We start from the raw sequence: 17,185 nt of genomic DNA, 5'->3' as shown, positions 1-17,185 counted from the left end.
CACCTCTTCGTCTATCCTATGGAGAGGGGCGCCCAATGGTGCACGCATTAACGTAAGCGAGGGTCCCCCTCGACAAGACAGGGACCCTCGGTTCTATTCGATCATGCCGGCGGCAGCCAACGCTTCGGCCAGCGTCGCGAACTCCTGAAGCGACAGCGTCTCGCCGCGTCGCTCCGGCTTCACGCCGCTTGCCTCGAGCAGGCCGGCGAGCTCGGCCTTGCGCTCTTTGCCGACGAGCGCAGCCAGGTTGTTGTGCAGCGTCTTGCGACGCTGCGTGAAGGCCGCGTGCACGACGCGAAAGAATCGCGCCTCGTCGGATACGTCGACCGGCGGCGCCTCGCGCCTCGTCAGCCGGATGACGGCCGAGTCGACGTTCGGCGCAGGAATGAAGGCGCCGGACGGCACCACGCAGACGATATCCGGTACGCAATAGTATTGGACGGCTATGCTGAGGGTGCCGTAGTCCTTGCCGCCGGGCTTGGCCGCCATCCGCTCGGCCACTTCCTTCTGGACCATGACGACGATCCGGTCGAGCGGCAGCTTCTGCTCCAGCAGCGTCATGACGATCGGCGTCGTCACGTAATACGGCAGGTTCGCGACCACGCTGACCTCGTTGCAGCCGGCGAAACGCTCCGACCACAGCTTCGCCAGGTCGGTCTTCAGCACGTCTCCGTGCACGACGGATACATGCGGATAGGGCGAGAGTACCTCTTGGAGAATCGGGATCAGCCGATTGTCGATCTCGACTGCGGCGACCTTGCCAGCTTCCTGTGCGAGCCGCTCCGTCAACGCGCCGATGCCCGGGCCGATCTCCAGCGCGCCTTTTTCTTTGTTGAGCGCCGCAGCATCCACGATCTTGTCCAATATATTTTTGTCGATCAGAAAGTTCTGACCCAGGCTTTTCTTGAAGGTAAAGCCGTGCTTGCGGATAATATCCTTGGTCCGCGTCGGCGTCGCGATGTCCATGGCGCCCGCCATGCCGCCTACGCCTCCCGCATGCTTCGTCATTCGCCTACTCCCTCTCTCGTCAGCTGCTTGAGCGCCTCCGCGAACTCCGTCCGCGTAATGCGAAACATCCCGAGCCGCTTATAGAACTGCTTGCCGTTGGCATAGCCGATGCCTAGCAGCTCGCCCATCCGCTCCCTGCGGCTCGCGGCGGCCGGATGCACGATCAGCCCCGCATCGATCAGATCCGGCCAGTCGATCCCAGACTCGCCGGCTCCCGCGCCTGCCATCGCTGTCCGGTCCGCTCCTGCCGCATCAGCGCCGGACAGCGCCGCCCCGGACGCAGACGCCGCTGGTGGAGCCCCGGCGCCTCGCTGCGCCGCTATCGCTCCGTCCGCGCCGGAAGCGGCGCCGCCCCCTGCCGATGCCCGCACGCGGCCAAGCGCCGCGCGTATCGCCTCCGGGCTCGCGTGCTCGACGCCGATGCCGTCCTTGCCGCGCGCATCGGCCTTCGCTAAGAACGCGTGGCTGCATCCCGGCACCCTCGCCTCGATAATCTTGCGTATTTTCTCGCCCGGGACGTCCGGATCCGTGAAGATTATGACGCCCCGCCGCTCGCGGGCCAGCTCGATGCGTCGCAGCACCTTTTCGTCGATCGCCGAACCGCCCGTCTCAATCGTATCCGCGTCGACGGCCCTTCGGATCGCCACTGTATCCTCCTTGCCTTCAACGACGATGATCTCCGCTATTCTAGCCAGGCTGATGCCGTCCACCCCGTTCGTTCTCACTACCGTTCGTTGTCGTTGCCGTTCGTTCCCATCGTTCTTCCCGTTCAGTCCGTTCGCATCGCTTCGTATGCCCTATTATAGCCCACATCCCGAAAATGACAAAGGGAAGAGGCACAGGCCCCTTCCCAGGACGCAGCGACCCGACCAGGCCGCCGCCAAAAAAAATTGACCGCTCCGACATAAAACAGACACAAATTCGATAATAGCGGGTAATGAAAATTAAGAACCTATCAGGCGGCTCAGGCGGCCGATGGCTTAACCGGTCCGATCACGTACACGGTGTTGCCGCGTTTCTTGCCGAACTTATTCGCATACCGCTCGCTGTCGTAATACACGTCGATCTTCTTGCCTTTGATCGCGCTGCCCGTATCTTCCGCGCGGCGGAAGCCGATGCCCTCGATGTAGACCCACCAGCCCAAAGGCACGACATCCGGATCGACCGCGATCGTACGACCCTCGGATACCGTAGTGCCGGAAGCGGTGATGCCGTAGCCCACGTCGCCTACGTCCTTGCCCGTCGAAGCCGGGCCCGCGGAATACGCGGTTAAGGTGACGCCGGACAAAACGCTCTTTACCTTCACGGATTTGCCGTTCAGCTGGAGCGTCTTAACGTCGTCCGCGGCTTTGTTGTAGGCAAGCGACACGACGGCCGCTTTTTTCTTCGCGCCGACGGCTACGACTTGCTGCACGATCGGCTGGTCAAGCGATTTGTAGATGAGCTGTTCGTTGACGAGCTTGCCGTCTTCGTAGACGCGCTCGAACTTTTTCACCAGCAAGCCTTGCTTGCCCGTCTGCACGACCTTCGTCTTGCCGACCAGCAAGTTCTGATCCGCTGTCTTGACGACTTTGTACGCCATCGGATGCTCGGTCGTGACGACCTCGCGAGTGACGCGGACGACCTTCACCTGCAGGCCCTCGTCGATCTTCGACGTGAGCGCCGGCGTGACTTTGTCTTCGGCGGAGAGCGTGATGCCTTCGTTCTGCAGCAGATCGCCCACCGTCTTGACTGTTGTATATTTGGTCTCTTTCTTCCCGTCTGCGACGAGCTGAACGCTCATAGCCCGATCGATGACGACTCGCGTGCCTTCCTCTACCGAGGACGTGAGCGCTGCCGACAACCGATCGTTTGGACCGACCGTGATGCCAATCTCCTTAAGCAAGGCGGAGACATCGGAAGTGCGGGTTTGGATGACGGTAGATTTCCCGCCGTCCACGACGGTCACGCTCTTGGCGGACGCGCCGTGCAGCAGCATGATGAGACAGATGGTAAGAGCAAAGGACAAGATTGCGCTCAAGAGAATCAAACGCAGATGCTCATGCAACCATCGCGCTGCGGTAAGCTTGCCGGTCGGTCGTGGATCATGGGTCCCTTGAAGGGGGATTGCACCCATTTTCTCGTTCCTCCTTCATAGCCTCGCCGTCGACTGTTTTACATGATATTCGTCTGACGCGACTATCCATTTGTGATAACGGCGCTGGAAGCTTAGTGTGGAGCGGCTTGCACACTAGCGAATTGCGCCGCCTTGCCCAGCTGTGGAGGCATGTCATGCGCCTGCCATTCATCCCGTGGGTGCTTCCGTGGAGCGGTCTTTGCGGCCATCGGCGCCGAACGTGTAAATTCGGGCACAAAAAAAGCCTGCGACAGAGGGCCTGGTCGTGGCTTCCGCTCAACTGGACGAGGGACGATGGGGCGGCACGAGGTTACCTCTCTCTACTACGCTTGCGAGGTTAGCTGTCGGGTTCGGGCGTCGAGAGTCTGCCCTAAGCGATCAAGCGGTCTGCCGTCAGCCGGACGGCGCCCGTCGTTCGCTACTCACCCCAAGATTGCTCGGACCGCTGGGACATCGGCAAGCGCCGATATCGTCCGCGTCGGGTCCCCCGCTCTCCCCGCTGGGAGATTAAGCGCACTGGAAAAGGAATGTCATATTCGGACTTCTGGATTAGATAATAACCCGCACGCCCCAAAGGTGTAAAGAACGTGCAAAGAGCGAATTTCAGCGTTTTAAGGCAAATTTAAGCCATATTTTTAGGATTTCGAGAGCAAAAGCTAGTTTTTTCTTAGAAAATATTTATTTTTCTACGTTTGTTGGCGCTTTTTCTTCGAGTCGAAAACAGACACGTGCATTTCGATCCGTAATTTCTTCTATTTTTTTCCTAGAAAGGCCTGTGATTTCCGCGGCGGAATCAGCTACAAACTGCACGTAAGAAGACTCGTTTCGCTTGCCGCGATAGGGGTGGGGGGTAAGGTACGGAGCATCGGTCTCGATCAACAATCGGTCCAGGGGGACACGGGCCAATACCTCTTTGGGAACGCGCGCGTTTTTGAAGGTGACCGGTCCTCCGAAGGAGATATAGAAGTTCATGTCCAGGCATTGCTTGGCCGTCTCCCAGCTGCCGGAGTAGCAGTGCATGATACCCCCGATCTCGGCTGCTCCTTCTTCGCGAAGAATACGGACGACGTCCTCATGAGCGTCCCGATTGTGAATGACGATCGGCTTGCCGATCCGCTTCGCGAGCCTGATCTGTTCGCGGAATACGAGCTGCTGGACGTCCTTGGACGAAGTGTCCCAATAATAGTCGAGTCCGATCTCGCCGATCGCTACGACTTTCGGATGACTGCATAGCGCTTCGATCCAGGCCAGATCCTCCTCCACTCTCATGTCGACGGCATCCGTCGGATGCCAGCCTACTGCCGCATAGATAAAGTCGTGCTTTTCGGCTAATGCAAGGGTCGTCGGGATCGTCTCCCTGTTGAAGCCGATATTGACGATCGTACCGACGCCCGCTTCCTTGGCGCGCGCGATCACTTCTTCTCTATCGTCGTCAAACTTCGGCGAGTCCAGATGGGCGTGCGTATCGAACAGCATGTCTTGAAGGTCTCCTTTGACTGATTAAATTGGTATAAGATCTATAATCCCAGCAGCTCGCGAATCTCGGGCTTCAGACTATCGATGTGCGGGAGCACCAGGTCTTCGGGATAGTAGATGTAATACTTCCCGGTATGAAGTCCCGCGATCGACCGGACGATATCGCTTTTCAGGGAAATCTCTGTCAACCGGTCTTTTTCGTCCAGCACCAGGACGGGGGTCTTTTCTTTGGGCTCGGGATCCGGAGATCCTGGCTTGTACAGGTCGTAAGGAAGGTTCGTCGGCGTGTCCATCTGAAGGTGATAATCCGGATGCAGACCGATCCTTTCCCATTGCTCCCGAAGCTCCGCCTCCAGTGTTTCGTGCGGACTATCGAGGGGTACATACTTGTACAATCGGCGGTTTAAGAACCTTTTACATAAGTCCGCCAAGATCTCGTCCTCTTCGTCCGCCCATTGGCCGAACGCCGTCTGTACCATCGCTTCATCCAGCGCCAGATAGTCCCGCAGTCCGATCGTGCCGTTCAACAACTGCGCTAGCGGCGGCAGCAGGAATTTGAACGCATGGCCCCCGCGGAACAACTCGCGCGCCCTCATGAAAATTTGCCTCAGTACGATATCCGAACTGCGCGTCACGGGATGAAAGTAGATCTGCCAATACATTTGATATCTCGACATCAAATAATCTTCTACCGCATGCATCCCGCTCTCCTTCACCACGATTCGCCCTTTATAAGGACGCAGCACGCGCAAGATCCGATCGAGATCGAAGGTGCCGTAGTTCACGCCCGTGAAGTACGCATCCCTGAGCAAATAATCCATGCGGTCCGCGTCCATCTGGCTGGACACGAGGCTCACGACGATCGGCTTGTCGTACGTCTTGCAGATGACGGCGGCAACCTTTTGCGGGAAATCCTCGCTTACTTCCTTTAATACCCGATTGATCTCAGTATCTCCCAATATGATCGCGCACGACCATTCCTCATGATCCGTGTCGAACACCTGTTCGATGGCGTGGGAAAAAGGACCGTGTCCGACATCGTGCAGCAAAGAAGCGCATAAACTGACCATTTTTTCCTTTTGCGGCCAATCCTGGTATCCGTTACGCTCAAATTGACTGATAATTCTTCGCGTGATATCGTATACGCCCAGCGAATGGGAGAATCGGCTGTGCTCTGCCCCATGAAAGGTCAGGTACGAAGTTCCCAACTGGCGTATGCGCCTCAATCGTTGGAACTCGGCGGTGTTGATAAGCTTCCAGATCGTCGCTTCCTGTACGTAGATGGACTGATGAACGGGGTCCTTGAATACTTTTTCCTCCCGAAGACGGTACATGTTTCGATCACCTCGTAGGTTTGGGCTTCACATTCGACAAACGCTTATGATTTTGTCGAATGATGTCATTCACTAATTTTAAGAACTAATCCCTTTTTTTACCTAATATACTGGTGAATTGGTGCTAAACTGTGGAAGTTAGCGGGTATTCAGCTAAATTTCAGCTAAAGAAGCCACTATTTCTGGTTGACTTATTTGGGAATCGTTGGTACGATAGAGTACGGAAAAGAAAGAATTTTGTCGAATGATGGCGAATATGCGGAGGTTCTCCGACATTTCGTTTAATCTTATTTTACGCGAATGAGGGAGGATTTCCAAATGTTGAAGTCGACGGGCATTGTACGGAAAGTGGATGAACTGGGTCGTGTGGTCATTCCGATCGAGCTGCGCAGAACGCTGGGTATCGGGGAAAAGGATGCGCTGGAAATCTATGTGGACGGCGAGCGCATCATGCTGAAGAAATACGAACCGGCTTGCATCTTCTGCGGCAATGCGGACAACGTTATTTATTTTAAAGGAAAAATCGTTTGCAGAGAATGCTTGAAGGATTTACCTGCAACCGTGTGACAAATTAGAGAAATTCGTTTATAATGGAAGAAGCACTTACCAACATCGTTATTTCTAACCTTTTTATATCTCCTTGCACCCCTCCCGGACTTAGTCCGTGGAGGGGTCTTTTTCTTCTTCAAGCAACATCTGGTATACCTCCCGGCGGGACACGCCCAGATCCCGTGCCGCTAGGCGCATCGCTTCCTTGCGATTTTCTCCGTTCTGCGTTTCGTACCGGGAGACGTGCTGAGCCGTTGTCATCCCGGACCACCATGCATCGCCAGGCTCAGCCGTCGAAGCGGCTGACGGGTCCGCGCCTTCGATGACCAGGCAGCATTCGCCCAGCGGCGGATTGGCTTCTATATATTGCAGGCAAGCTTCGGCCGTACCCCGTACAATCTCCTCATGCTTTTTCGTCAGCTCGCGCACCACCGCAATCCGTCGGCCGCTCCACCGCTCGGCGACTGCCTCCACGGTTTTTTTGAGTCGATGCGGAGATTCGTACAAGAGAAGCGTTGCTTCTTCCCGATCGAGGCGGGCGAGGAAGGACTCCATTCCCTTGCGGTCCCGGGGCGGGAAGCCTGCGAACAGGAATCGGTCCGTCGGCAAGCCGGATACGACGAGCGCGGAAAGTGCGGCGTTAGCGCCCGGAATGGGAACGACCGGTATGCCTTGCTCTGCGGCCGCAGCCGCAAGATCGGCGCCCGGATCCGAGATGGCCGGCATGCCGGCGTCGCTGACGAGGGCGATCGTCGTGCCTTCGGACAACAGCCGGACAAGCTCCGGTCCGCTCGCTCTCTTATTATGCTCGTGATAGCTGACTAGACGCGTAGAGATATCGAAGTGCGTGAGCAGCTTGCGCGTCTGGCGCGTATCCTCGGCGGCGATCATGTCCGCTTCCTTTAGCGTACGAATGGCCCTGAACGTCATATCCTCCAGGTTGCCGATCGGCGTCGCGACGAGATAGAGCGTGCCCGGTCCGCCTGCCTGGCGAGCACCGAAGCTTTTTTGAACCTGCGCAGCTGCTTGCAGCGTTATCTGTGTCTGTGCATCCGACATGAGATCGGTGTCCCGCTCGCTGGCTTGTCCGTGCCCTTCCGGCAGCTCGGCGCCCTCTGATGCACCTTGCGGATTCCTTCCTCGCCAGCTGCGATCCCGCTTTTCCTTCATCGCTCAATCCTCCGCCCCTTCACTCGTGTCCGTGTCGTTCAATTCTGTTTTGCGTCCGTAAAATACGTCCAGCAGTTCGCCTGTATAAGTACGGCCTTCTCCTTCGTATACGACAAGCGGCGGGAGCAAGCGAAGCTCCGGCCTTCCGCCCAAGCTGGCCTCGATAAGCACCATGTTCGCTTCCGCTCCCGCCCGCGAGTGCACGAAGCGCATCCGCTTCGGCTCGAGCCGATGCCTCTGCATGGCGGCCATAATCTCCGCCAGCCTGGACGGACGATGCACCATGGAGACGCGCCCGCCCTCGCAGACGCTTCTCGCGCAGGCCGACACGACATCCTCCAGCGTGCATCCGATCTCATGGCGCGCGAGCGCTTGGTGCAGATTGCCCTTGTGCTCTCCGGAACCGACGGGCTTGTACGGCGGGTTGACCGTTACAGCGTCGTAAGCTTCGCTGCCCTGCAAGGCGGGCAGCGTCTTCAGATCCGCTTCCCGAATGTCGATCCGGGACTGTAACTCGTTGTACGCGACGCTTCGCCGGGCCATATCCGCGAGCCGGGGCTGCAGCTCTACGCCTTCGATAGCTGCATCGGTCCTTGTCGCGAGCAGCAGCGGGATCACGCCGTTCCCCGTGCATAGATCGAGGATTCGTCCTTTCTTCGGAACGCCCGCGAACCTGGCTAGTAGAACGGCATCCAACGAGAAGCTGAAAACCTCTTTGCTCTGTATAATTTTATACGCATGCGTAAGCAGGTCGTCCAGCCGCTCGCCATCCAGCAATTGCGGCTTCCCGAGCATGATGTTATCGTTTTCATTCAAAGCCCAACGCACCGTCCCGAATTTTTTCTTCTATTATATATGCGTCATTTCGTACCACTTTTTTATACCGGTTTTTGTTGCCGGCATCACGTCTCTAAGCTTACTCGATTTGCCTACCCAATGCCAGCAACGCACCGTGTCCCACCCGTTGCCTCTGCAAAAAAAAGCCGGCTCCCCCGGATTGGAGAGTCGGCTGTGCGCGGTTAAATTGCACTTAAGGCTTGCTCAGAAACGAAAGGCAGAACAAGCAATCGCCTTCCATTCGCAAATGCCCGTAATACACATTGCAAATATGGAAGCCTTCGTGGTACAACCGGGCCAGGTTGTCGTAGCCTTCGCCAATAGAAGACCCGGCTGCAGCCTCGGCTTGCTCCTGATGACGGGTATCGGCCGGTTCCTCCGATACGTCGACCGCAGGTTCTGCCACGAATTCGATTGTCTCGCGCTTGAAGATCTTGCGCAGCTGCTGGTTCTCGATGCGCAGCCGCTGGTTTTCTTCGACCAATTCCTTAATCTTGAGCTTAAGCGAGCCGAATTCCGAATGGAGGCCGCCTAGCTTCGCCTCGAGTTCATCCACGCCTAAGTATATATCCTTCATGGGCAAGCTCCACCTTAAAGCCAGGTTGTGTCGGTGACGATAGGCGCTGCTGGAATTACTTTACGACGACTTCTTCAAAAGGAAGTTCTTTGACCTTGCCGACCTCGAACAACTGTACGTGGACGCTGCGGCTGCCCGCATTGAGTCCGACGACCTTGCCGTCCCCGAACGAGGTGACGACGATCTTGCCTACGGCCGGCATCTCTTCCTTGGCGCTCTCGTAGTTGTCATGCTCGAACTTGAGACAACACATGAGACGGCCGCACAAGCCGGAGATCTTGGTCGGATTCAGCGACAGATTCTGGTCCTTCGCCATCTTGATCGAGACCGGCTCGAAGTCTCCCAGCCAGGAAGAGCAGCAGAGCACTCGACCGCAGGGGCCGATGCCGCCCAGCATCTTGGCCTCGTCCCGCACCCCGATCTGACGGAGCTCGATACGGGTACGGAATACGCCGGCCAGGTCCTTCACCAACTCGCGAAAGTCGACGCGGCCTTCGGCCGTGAAGTAGAAAATAATCTTGTTGCGGTCAAACGTGTATTCGACGTCCACCAGCTTCATTCGGAGCTGATGGTCCTTAATTTTCTGCAATCCGATGGTAAAAGCGTTTTTCGCCGCATTCCGGTTTTCCTCGACTGCATGCGCATCGCTGTCAGCAGCGACGCGTATAACCCTCTTGAGCGGAAGGACGACGTCGGCCTCGCCGACGGTCTTCGGTCCGATGACGACCGTGCCGTATTCGACGCCCCGCGCAGTCTCGACGATGACATGCTGGTCCTTGGCTACCGGATGTTCGGCTGGGTCAAAGTAATAGACCTTGCCCGCCTTCTTGAAGCGGACGCCGACAACCTCGTACAAAACTACCCCTCCCGTACGCCGATGCAGACGCTCCGATGCGGTTAACCCGCCGTCTGTGCGGACGTCACTAGAAATTGCTCGAAAGCGAGCTGCGGCTGCACGTTCGCCTTGATGCGGCGAACGGCTGACAGCGCCGCTTCCATGGACCGGGTCCACGCGTGGACGCTCCGGGTCCAGGCCTGCTTGGAGAGCCATTCCGCTTGATCGGGAAAGACGAGCCTCTCCTCGCGGCCGGTCATGACGTAAATCATATCTCTATACCATAAAGCAAACAGTTGCAGCAAAATGTCGGTATGCTCGGCAAGATCCGTCTTAAACACCTGTGTCTGCGCAGTTAGCAGCACGCCAGGGAACCGGGACGGGATCTCCCTGCCTAATTGTATCACTACGTTTCTTATTTCTGCAAACCAATTCTCGGCCGCCAGCACTCGCGCAGCTTCGAACCCGGCCGTCAGATGAACGACCGACTTGGCGATCAGTGGCGGCGTGCCCTCGCTTACGAGCAGCGCCTCCGTCGCTTTCGGATCGCCAGGCGTGAACGGCACGAGCTGCGTCCGCGATACGATCGTCGGCAGCATCGCCTGCTCGCTCGGCGCGATCAGGATGGCCACGACGGGCGACGGCGGCTCCTCCAGAAACTTCAGCAGGCTGTTGGCCGCTTGAACCGTCATCGTCTCCGCCGCCTCGATCACGTAAATCTTGCGCTGCGAGCCGGCGCTGCGATAAGACAGCTCCCGCTGCAGCTCGCGGATCTGATCGATCTTCACCGTCTGACCGTCCGGAACGACCCGGTGCAGGTCGGGATGGTTGCCGTGCTGGACCTTGCGGCACGTCAGACATTCCCCGCAGGCGTCATCCCCCCCGCGCTCGCACAGCAGCGTCATCGCAAAAGCTTGCGCCATCGCGCTTCTCCCCGACCCCTGCGGACCCGCGAACAGGTAGGCGTGCGCGACCTTCCCGCTGCGGAGCATGCCCTGCAGCAGTCTTTTGGCCCGATCCTGCCCCGGTACCGATGCGATCGTCATTACGTTGAACCTTCTCTCATAGATGGACTGAATGTACAGCAACGACTAGTGTGCCGTTAGAATACCAGGTTGATCAGAAGTCCCCGAATCTCGCCGACCTTTTGCAGAAGTTCCAGCCGGCCTTCTTCGCTGCCCAGGAGCTCCTCGCCCATGGCCACGAGCATCGAATCGACTTCCTCCAATATTTTGTACCGTTTGCCGCGTCCGCGCCGATCCCAGCCCTTCGTCTCCTTCAGGGCAATGCCGCGCTTCAACGTGTCTTCGAGGAATCCCTTGACCATCATCCGGTACAGCTTCAGCTCGCGCACAGTCATGGAGCGCATGAGACGGTCGCCCTGCTGGCGGATGTCCTCCAGCTTGCGCTGCAGCTCCTCCTGGGTGCGTCCTTCTTCGTTCTGCTGCATCAGATCGCCGAAGTTAGGCATCTCCCTCGGCCTGGAGTTGGTATCCGTACGTTGAATCTTATTGTTTGGGGGAAAATAACCCGGCTGGATCTTCATCCCGCTTCACATCCCGCCTGATAATTAGAAGTGTTCGAATCGTTCGACCGGGACCACGAAGACGGCTGCGCCGCCCACCTGCACCTCGACCGGAAAGGGAATATAGGAGTCGGCTGCGCCGCTGACCGGAGAAACAGGGGTAACCAATTGGTCGCGCACTTTGCAGTTGGCACGGATGACGTCGAGCACCTGCTGTACCCGTTCGTCCTCGATACCGATCAGGAACGTCGTATTCCCGGCCTTGAGAAATCCTCCGGTACTAGCGAGCTTCGTCGCGCGGAACCCTTCTTTGATGAGCGCATTGGAGAGCCTGTTGCTATCCTTGTCTTGTGCTACGGCGATGACCAGCTTCATCCATCATTCCTCCCAATTCAATGTAATATGAGCTTCTCTTTATAAAATTTGACACTGCAGCTTCAAATCCTGCCCCGCGCCGCATTTTTGCAAGCGCTATCCAAGCGCAGGCCCCGCCTTGACGCATTTACCGCTATTATCTTATTCGGCCCGATCCAAAAAGCGATCCAGTACCTCCGTTACCGCCGCGAACACGTTCTCGATAGCTGGATTGGCATCGACGCGCACGATACGATCCGGGAATCGTGCCAACGCCTCCAGATAACCGTCGCGTACGCGGTGGTGGAACGCCAGGGACTCCAGATCCAGACGATTGATCTCCCGGTCTCCATGCGCATGGATCCGCTCGATGCCGATCTCGGGGTCGACGTCCAAATAGATGGTCAGGTCGGGAAGTCCGCCTTCGATGGCAAATGCGTTGATCGACATCACCTCGTCGATGCCAAGACCTCTGGCGAATCCTTGGTAGGCGAGGCTGCTGTCGATAAAGCGGTCGCATAAGATCGTCTTACCCTGTTCGAGGGTAGGTACAATCTTCTCGACGAAGTGCTGCCTGCGGGCCGCCGCATATAGCAGTGCCTCTGTGCGGCCGTCCATGGCGGTATTGCCGTTGTCGAGCACGATTGCGCGGATCTGCTCCGCGATCGCGATACCGCCGGGTTCGCGCGTCGCCACGACATCCAGGCCCTTCTTGCGCAAGTAATCGAGCATCATCACCGCGATCGTCGATTTTCCCGCGCCTTCGTTGCCTTCTATTGTAATGAAATTACCTTTCTTCATCCTGAGAATGCCCCGATTCTATATAATAGGCAGACGCCCCTTAGCGTCTACTCTTCTCTATTATAGCCTGAAAGCTTCGCAGGTTGAATGATTATCGTCGTCTGCCTGCGATTCCCGCTCCTGACGGCAACGGCCCGTATCCCCCACAGCAGCCCATAAACGGCGCCGGCAAGCGCGCTTGCTGCCATAATATCGAAGCATACGTTAAACATGAACAGATGTTTGCCCAGATCCGCTTCCCCATCCCCCATGAGAGACACGGTCACAGCTACTGCGCCTGCAGCGCCCACGACGGCGAACAACTCCGCCAGCAGCCTGCTACCGGGCCTGCCGGCGCTTCTATGCCACCATGCTGCGATTAGCGCATAATAGACGGCGTAGCAAGCGATGAACCAGGCTAGCGAATTCGGCATATGACGATGTTTCCATTCGCTCCACGCGCTGAACGCATAGGACAGTTTACTTCGCTCACGATCGGCAGATTGACTATAATTTCCCAGGTAATAGGGTCTGACAGCCGTGCCGTTATTCGCCGCCTTCTCAAGCTTGCTCACGAACCGCTCGGGATGACGAACGTAGTACAAGGCAATATCGCGGTGGGATAGCCGATCCAACACCTCTCGACGAAGCGTAGGGTCGCTCTGAGGGATGATCGTATCCTTTTGAAAATAGTTCGTGCCCGCCAAGCCCGCATACTTGTCCGGAATGCCCAGCTCGGTCATATCCCGCTGAAGATCCGGCGTATCCTTGAGCGCGCCGAAAAAGATCGATTGATACAAGTTGATATGCCGAAGCTGATCCGGCGCCAGCGCCATCATGAGGATGGCCGATAGCGCCAGGATGCCTGCGCCGATTCTCGCGCGCAACCGCCAGCTGCGATCGGGGCGCAGCGCGGCCATGCGCCAAGCCAGGATGGTCAGCAGGAAGCCGATAGGCGCGTTTTGAATTTTGGAGGTCGCCAAGGCAACCCCAGCAATTACGAACAGCGCCAGCAACCACGCAGACGGAGGGCGGATGATCGGCTGAAAATCATGCTGCACTGCCGTGCTTCGCCTATCCGGATCGACACGCGACGCGATCGCGACCGCTGCACCCAAGGCAAGCAGGGTAGCAACCAGGGCATACGGCTCACCGAAGAAAGACTGATAATAAGCGGTATAGCCGACATCGCAAAAAATGCCGATCCCGATCACTGATATAAAGACGGCGGCGGCGCCGGTCGTGTATTTGCCCCGCATCGTTGGCGCATAACGCACGAGAAGCCACAAGGCAAAGAGCATGAGGGCCATGTAGCAAAAGCCGAGCACGCGAATATCGAACGTCCGGGGATCGATGAGTCTCCCGATCCCTCCGGCGATGGCCACAAGCAGCACATGCGTCGATACATAACCGCCGGAAGTAAATCCGCCGTAGTGATAGAACTGGTGAGCGTAGCCGAAATATCTGTCCGTATAGGATTCTTGCGGGTCCGCATAAGCGATGCCCGCAGCGCCCATGACGCGATTGAAGTCGCCATTGTCAGCTACGCCGATGACTGGGGGTACAAACAGCAGATACACAATGATGGCTGCTGCAGCGCCCAAGGCGACCCACGCAGTGATTACGCGCGATTCCAGTCTTTTATACGATGCTTCCTCGTTCATGTATATCCCCTTCCGTCAGGACTCGAATGGTCGCCAAGGATTCATCCGACGCCCCCTGGAATCGCGCTCCCGCAGCCGCCAAGCGTCTCAGTTCCCCAACGATAGCTTCGCTTATAGGTTCTCCCGGATAAAGAAGAGGAATGCCCGGCGGATAGGGAATGATCCATTCCCCGCATATATGGCCCGCTGCAGCCTCCAGAGCCACGCTGGACGTAGAGGCGATTCTCCGCTTGATCGTAACCGGCTCCGAGACTTGAATCCTTGTGGCCTGATTGCGAGAGGTTTCAGTCGTACCAGCGGTTGCTGCGATATGAAGATCTTCGGCATTCAACGCTTTGGCTATTTCGCTCAGCGCGTGCAGTAAGATCTCCCCATCCTCTTTTCTCGTACCAGGTCCTAGCGCCAGCACGGTATAGCTTGCATCCGCCATCTCGGCGACACAGCCGCGCTTCTCCAGCTCCGCCTGCAGCTCGAAGCCGCTCAGTCTTCCCTGTTTGTTCCTTATCGACAGTTTTAATGGATCATCCGCATTCAGAGCCTCGAAAGGGAGTTCGGCGAGGGCTTTGCGCACAGTCCGGGATACCGCGAGCGCCGTCAGGAAATAGGCATGTCCTTGCACCTGGATTTCCCTGCGGGCCAGGTCGAGCGAAGCCATCAACGGATAGGACGGACTTGAGCTCTGGATCATGCGAAGGGCTTGCCGAATCGCCGGTCGCGGTGCAAGCTCGCCTTGCATATGAAGCATGGCGCTCATCGTCAGCGAGCCCAGCATCTTATGCGTCGATTGAACGACCACATCCGCTCCAGCTTGGAGAGCGCTACGGGGAAATGCAGGATGAAGCCCAAAATGGGCACCATGCGCCTCATCCACCAATACCGGCATCCGCTTTGCATGCGCAGCTTCAACCAAGGGCGCCAAGTCCGCGGTCAATCCATAATAGTTGGGACTGCACAGAATAAGCGCCTTTGCCTCGCCATAAATTTTAACGGCTTCCTCTACAGTCTCTACGCCAGGAGCTATCGCGATACCTGAGCGACCGTCCAGCACGGGCGTTAAAAAAACGCACTGAGCGCCCGCGAGCGCCAGGCCGTGGATAATGGACTTGTGCACATTGCGTTGTACCAGCACGATATCCCCCGGATCGCATACGCCGAGTATCATTGCCAAGTTGCCGGCTGTGCTTCCCCCAACAAGAAAACGTGTCTCTTCCGCACCAAAGCATGCCGCCGCCAAATTGTGCGCCTGCGCGATCGCTCCGCTCGGGTCGTGAAGGTCATCCGTATCCGATAGCTCGGTGACATCTATAGTCATCAGTATTCCGAAATCTGCTGCCTCTTTATCATCATTGACGACAGCGCGCTGCTTATGCCCCGGTACATGGAAAGGAACCAAATCTTTTTTCGAGTGGTCCACTAGCATATCGAATAATGGCGCTTGTTCGCTTTTTGCCGATCGCATTCTCGCTCATTCCTCACTAGGTTTCATAAAATTTTACATAATATCCATTATAACAGACCTTTTGCTACGCCCCAAACAACACAAAAAAGCGCCGTTCCAACGCGGCACTTCTTCGTATTCTGCGGGCCACTCCCTATACAGTCGGCTGTCAGCCTTCCGAATGGACCCACAATTGCTTTAATTGCTGCACAAAGTAAGGATATCTTTGATCCTCTACTTGCGTATTTACCATTTCCGACTCGCACGAATGACAGATAAATGAACTCATGATCCGAATGCCTTCCCGATCGCGTTGTCCGCATACGATGCAGGTTTTGCTATCTTCCTCATTCATGGCATTCCCGCCTTTGGTTGGCTTATTACGACTAGTATGCCTCATATTCTATGAAAATATACCTCTTGCTAGCGCGTACGGCCAGGAATTTAACAATATGCGCAATTGGAGCCGATATTAACTACAGAACCTTAGCGCCGTACAAGGAGATCCTCTATGAAAATGCCCGAGCCTCCACGCGAGGCCACCGTCTATCATTATAAACTGATACGCAAAATTCCGATGCGTCCGGAAACTAAGTATAGCTATATGACCACTGCGCTTCTTGGAGCAGGGTTCGTAACGGGATTTTACGCGTGGAAAGGGCTCGAGTGCATGGCAGTTGGCTTGATCGTTATGATACTCATTCATGCCGTCGTCCTGCGCATCACGCTGCGCCGCGTAGATGCCGCTGCCGGCAAACGATGGAGCTTCCGCATCGACTGGCCGTGGATCGGTCCGTTGCCGGTCATGGACACAAGCCTCAGCCTCTTCCGCCGTCTACACTTTCACCTGATGCTTGTCGGCTGCTGCGCATCCGCTCTCCTTTACCCCTGGGCGCATCCAGCCTTGGTTATATCCCTCGTGTATTGGCACTTCTGGCTGCTCTCACCGCGCCTTACGCTGCTCATGCGCATGCGCAAAGAGCGAGGCAATGGCGTTATTCGCTTGTCTGATACGGAAGTTGCCTACTATCATATTTAAGAACTTGCCTTTGTGAGGCTGCTCCTAATCAGGATCTACTGCATCCTTTACTTTTGCTCATTTCACTAATTCTGCATGCTAAGCTGGCTCGGGCGCTACTAATAGCGGCGCCTGCGTCCGTCCCTCTCGCACTGACTCGCTCCTCGTATCTTCGCGTCCTCCGCGTCGCTCTTTTACCGCAACGCCTGCAAATATACATCTTTTTTCGCCGATGTAGCCCTTTCTATGCTGAATAGATGCAAATGTACATCTTTTTTCCTTCTCCAGCCTCACTTCCGGCTTGAGCTTTGAATTTACCTGCATATTTGCAGGCATTTCATCAGGCTTCGCATATCGGCAGAAAAAACCTGTACAAATGGTTACTACTTAGGTCCCCCCCTCGGCGGGGGGATTTTTTGTTTTTTTCTAACCTAGAAGGGATTTAAGCATACCCATCGAGAATTAGTAGTTAAACCCAAACGAGGATTGTGAAGAGATGGAATT

The 17,185-nt window shown here is 56.5% G+C and carries 18 protein-coding genes and 1 riboswitch; of the genes, 2 read left to right on the top strand and 16 right to left on the bottom strand.

All coding sequences use genetic code 11. The annotated features are described in order from the left end of the window. Positions 1 to 93 precede the first annotated feature (93 nt). The 5 genes from rsmA to ACFOTD_RS20460 all read right to left on the bottom strand — a co-directional run bounded on the left by rsmA (position 94) and on the right by ACFOTD_RS20460 (position 5,934). Entirely contained in the window at positions 94 to 978 is an 885-nt protein-coding gene (gene rsmA, locus ACFOTD_RS20480; protein ID WP_378121883.1) for a 16S rRNA (adenine(1518)-N(6)/adenine(1519)-N(6))-dimethyltransferase RsmA, read from the bottom strand. Positions 979 to 1,004: 26 nt separating this feature from the next. Further along, positions 1,005 to 1,733: a ribonuclease M5 gene (gene rnmV / locus ACFOTD_RS20475; RefSeq protein WP_378121792.1), complete on the bottom strand. Its 729-nt coding sequence runs from the start codon at positions 1,731 to 1,733 to the stop codon at positions 1,005 to 1,007. A gap of 239 nt (positions 1,734 to 1,972) precedes the next feature. Next, the gene (locus ACFOTD_RS20470) at positions 1,973 to 3,124 is read right to left on the bottom strand and encodes a resuscitation-promoting factor (RefSeq protein WP_378121791.1); all 1,152 of its coding nucleotides are present in this window, start codon (positions 3,122 to 3,124) and stop codon (positions 1,973 to 1,975) included. A gap of 311 nt (positions 3,125 to 3,435) precedes the next feature. Beyond that, positions 3,436 to 3,648: riboswitch (cyclic di-AMP (ydaO/yuaA leader) on the bottom strand. 154 nt (positions 3,649 to 3,802) lie between these two features. Continuing rightward, entirely contained in the window at positions 3,803 to 4,600 is a 798-nt protein-coding gene (locus ACFOTD_RS20465) for a TatD family hydrolase (protein WP_378121790.1), read from the bottom strand. Between the two features lie 41 nt (positions 4,601 to 4,641). Further along, the gene (locus ACFOTD_RS20460) at positions 4,642 to 5,934 is read right to left on the bottom strand and encodes an HD domain-containing protein (RefSeq protein ID WP_378121789.1); all 1,293 of its coding nucleotides are present in this window, start codon (positions 5,932 to 5,934) and stop codon (positions 4,642 to 4,644) included. A 318-nt stretch (positions 5,935 to 6,252) separates the two neighbouring features. Here ACFOTD_RS20460 and ACFOTD_RS20455 point away from each other — a divergent pair, with 318 nt between their 5' ends. Further along, entirely contained in the window at positions 6,253 to 6,501 is a 249-nt protein-coding gene (locus ACFOTD_RS20455; RefSeq protein ID WP_067781230.1) for an AbrB/MazE/SpoVT family DNA-binding domain-containing protein, read from the top strand. Between the two features lie 90 nt (positions 6,502 to 6,591). Here ACFOTD_RS20455 and rsmI read toward each other — a convergent pair whose 3' ends face one another. From rsmI to ACFOTD_RS20400, 11 genes are all read right to left on the bottom strand, one after another. Further along, entirely contained in the window at positions 6,592 to 7,542 is a 951-nt protein-coding gene (gene rsmI / locus ACFOTD_RS20450) for a 16S rRNA (cytidine(1402)-2'-O)-methyltransferase (RefSeq protein WP_378121882.1), read from the bottom strand. 114 nt (positions 7,543 to 7,656) lie between these two features. Continuing rightward, positions 7,657 to 8,448: a tRNA1(Val) (adenine(37)-N6)-methyltransferase gene (locus ACFOTD_RS20445; RefSeq protein ID WP_378121881.1), complete on the bottom strand. Its 792-nt coding sequence runs from the start codon at positions 8,446 to 8,448 to the stop codon at positions 7,657 to 7,659. Positions 8,449 to 8,683: 235 nt separating this feature from the next. Beyond that, the gene (locus ACFOTD_RS20440; protein WP_378121788.1) at positions 8,684 to 9,067 is read right to left on the bottom strand and encodes an initiation-control protein YabA; all 384 of its coding nucleotides are present in this window, start codon (positions 9,065 to 9,067) and stop codon (positions 8,684 to 8,686) included. Positions 9,068 to 9,122: 55 nt separating this feature from the next. Beyond that, entirely contained in the window at positions 9,123 to 9,923 is an 801-nt protein-coding gene (locus tag ACFOTD_RS20435; RefSeq protein WP_282912072.1) for a PSP1 domain-containing protein, read from the bottom strand. Positions 9,924 to 9,964: 41 nt separating this feature from the next. Further along, positions 9,965 to 10,948 carry a DNA polymerase III subunit delta' gene (gene holB / locus ACFOTD_RS20430; protein ID WP_378121787.1) on the bottom strand — a complete coding sequence of 328 codons (984 nt, stop codon included), beginning with the start codon at positions 10,946 to 10,948 and terminating at the stop codon, positions 9,965 to 9,967. A 56-nt stretch (positions 10,949 to 11,004) separates the two neighbouring features. Next, the gene (locus tag ACFOTD_RS20425; RefSeq protein ID WP_282912074.1) at positions 11,005 to 11,448 is read right to left on the bottom strand and encodes a YaaR family protein; all 444 of its coding nucleotides are present in this window, start codon (positions 11,446 to 11,448) and stop codon (positions 11,005 to 11,007) included. A 24-nt stretch (positions 11,449 to 11,472) separates the two neighbouring features. Further along, a complete protein-coding gene (locus ACFOTD_RS20420; protein WP_067781248.1) occupies positions 11,473 to 11,802 on the bottom strand; it encodes a cyclic-di-AMP receptor in 330 nt (109 codons plus the stop codon). Between the two features lie 141 nt (positions 11,803 to 11,943). Further along, positions 11,944 to 12,582: a dTMP kinase gene (gene tmk, locus ACFOTD_RS20415; protein WP_378121786.1), complete on the bottom strand. Its 639-nt coding sequence runs from the start codon at positions 12,580 to 12,582 to the stop codon at positions 11,944 to 11,946. Positions 12,583 to 12,629: 47 nt separating this feature from the next. Then, a complete protein-coding gene (wsfD, locus tag ACFOTD_RS20410; RefSeq protein WP_378121785.1) occupies positions 12,630 to 14,225 on the bottom strand; it encodes a glycan biosynthesis hexose transferase WsfD in 1,596 nt (531 codons plus the stop codon). Then, positions 14,203 to 15,684, bottom strand: a complete 1,482-nt coding sequence (locus ACFOTD_RS20405) for an aminotransferase class I/II-fold pyridoxal phosphate-dependent enzyme (protein ID WP_378121784.1) — start codon at positions 15,682 to 15,684, stop codon at positions 14,203 to 14,205. Before ACFOTD_RS20405 ends, wsfD begins: the two co-directional genes overlap by 23 nt. A gap of 148 nt (positions 15,685 to 15,832) precedes the next feature. Next, on the bottom strand, positions 15,833 to 16,018 hold the full coding sequence (locus ACFOTD_RS20400; protein WP_378121783.1) for a sigma factor G inhibitor Gin: 186 nt from the start codon (positions 16,016 to 16,018) through the stop codon (positions 15,833 to 15,835). A 156-nt stretch (positions 16,019 to 16,174) separates the two neighbouring features. Between ACFOTD_RS20400 and ACFOTD_RS20395 the strand changes: the two genes are divergently transcribed. Then, positions 16,175 to 16,702, top strand: a complete 528-nt coding sequence (locus ACFOTD_RS20395) for a transposase (protein WP_378121782.1) — start codon at positions 16,175 to 16,177, stop codon at positions 16,700 to 16,702. Positions 16,703 to 17,185: the final 483 nt, after the last annotated feature.

It is taken from the genome of Cohnella sp. GCM10012308 (assembly GCF_042649185.1).
Classification (GTDB): Bacteria; Bacillota; Bacilli; order Paenibacillales; family Paenibacillaceae; genus Cohnella.
This window is presented reverse-complemented; position numbering and strand designations above follow the sequence as displayed.

What these genes read in the sequence shown, in the direction of transcription:
- ACFOTD_RS20465 (WP_378121790.1), bottom strand. Translation starts at nt 4,600, where the DNA reads ATGCTGTTCGATACGCACGCCCATCTGGACTCGCCGAAGTTTGACGAC.
- rsmA (WP_378121883.1), bottom strand. Translation starts at nt 978, where the DNA reads ATGGCGGGCGCCATGGACATCGCGACGCCGACGCGGACCAAGGATATT.
- ACFOTD_RS20405 (WP_378121784.1), bottom strand. Translation starts at nt 15,684, where the DNA reads ATGCGATCGGCAAAAAGCGAACAAGCGCCATTATTCGATATGCTAGTG.
- ACFOTD_RS20400 (WP_378121783.1), bottom strand. Translation starts at nt 16,018, where the DNA reads ATGAATGAGGAAGATAGCAAAACCTGCATCGTATGCGGACAACGCGAT.
- ACFOTD_RS20440 (WP_378121788.1), bottom strand. Translation starts at nt 9,067, where the DNA reads ATGAAGGATATATACTTAGGCGTGGATGAACTCGAGGCGAAGCTAGGC.
- ACFOTD_RS20420 (WP_067781248.1), bottom strand. Translation starts at nt 11,802, where the DNA reads ATGAAGCTGGTCATCGCCGTAGCACAAGACAAGGATAGCAACAGGCTC.
- rsmI (WP_378121882.1), bottom strand. Translation starts at nt 7,542, where the DNA reads ATGTCGGATGCACAGACACAGATAACGCTGCAAGCAGCTGCGCAGGTT.
- wsfD (WP_378121785.1), bottom strand. Translation starts at nt 14,225, where the DNA reads ATGAACGAGGAAGCATCGTATAAAAGACTGGAATCGCGCGTAATCACT.
- ACFOTD_RS20445 (WP_378121881.1), bottom strand. Translation starts at nt 8,448, where the DNA reads ATGCTCGGGAAGCCGCAATTGCTGGATGGCGAGCGGCTGGACGACCTG.
- holB (WP_378121787.1), bottom strand. Translation starts at nt 10,948, where the DNA reads ATGACGATCGCATCGGTACCGGGGCAGGATCGGGCCAAAAGACTGCTG.
- ACFOTD_RS20460 (WP_378121789.1), bottom strand. Translation starts at nt 5,934, where the DNA reads ATGTACCGTCTTCGGGAGGAAAAAGTATTCAAGGACCCCGTTCATCAG.
- ACFOTD_RS20395 (WP_378121782.1), top strand. Translation starts at nt 16,175, where the DNA reads ATGAAAATGCCCGAGCCTCCACGCGAGGCCACCGTCTATCATTATAAA.
- tmk (WP_378121786.1), bottom strand. Translation starts at nt 12,582, where the DNA reads ATGAAGAAAGGTAATTTCATTACAATAGAAGGCAACGAAGGCGCGGGA.
- ACFOTD_RS20470 (WP_378121791.1), bottom strand. Translation starts at nt 3,124, where the DNA reads ATGGGTGCAATCCCCCTTCAAGGGACCCATGATCCACGACCGACCGGC.
- ACFOTD_RS20425 (WP_282912074.1), bottom strand. Translation starts at nt 11,448, where the DNA reads ATGAAGATCCAGCCGGGTTATTTTCCCCCAAACAATAAGATTCAACGT.
- ACFOTD_RS20455 (WP_067781230.1), top strand. Translation starts at nt 6,253, where the DNA reads ATGTTGAAGTCGACGGGCATTGTACGGAAAGTGGATGAACTGGGTCGT.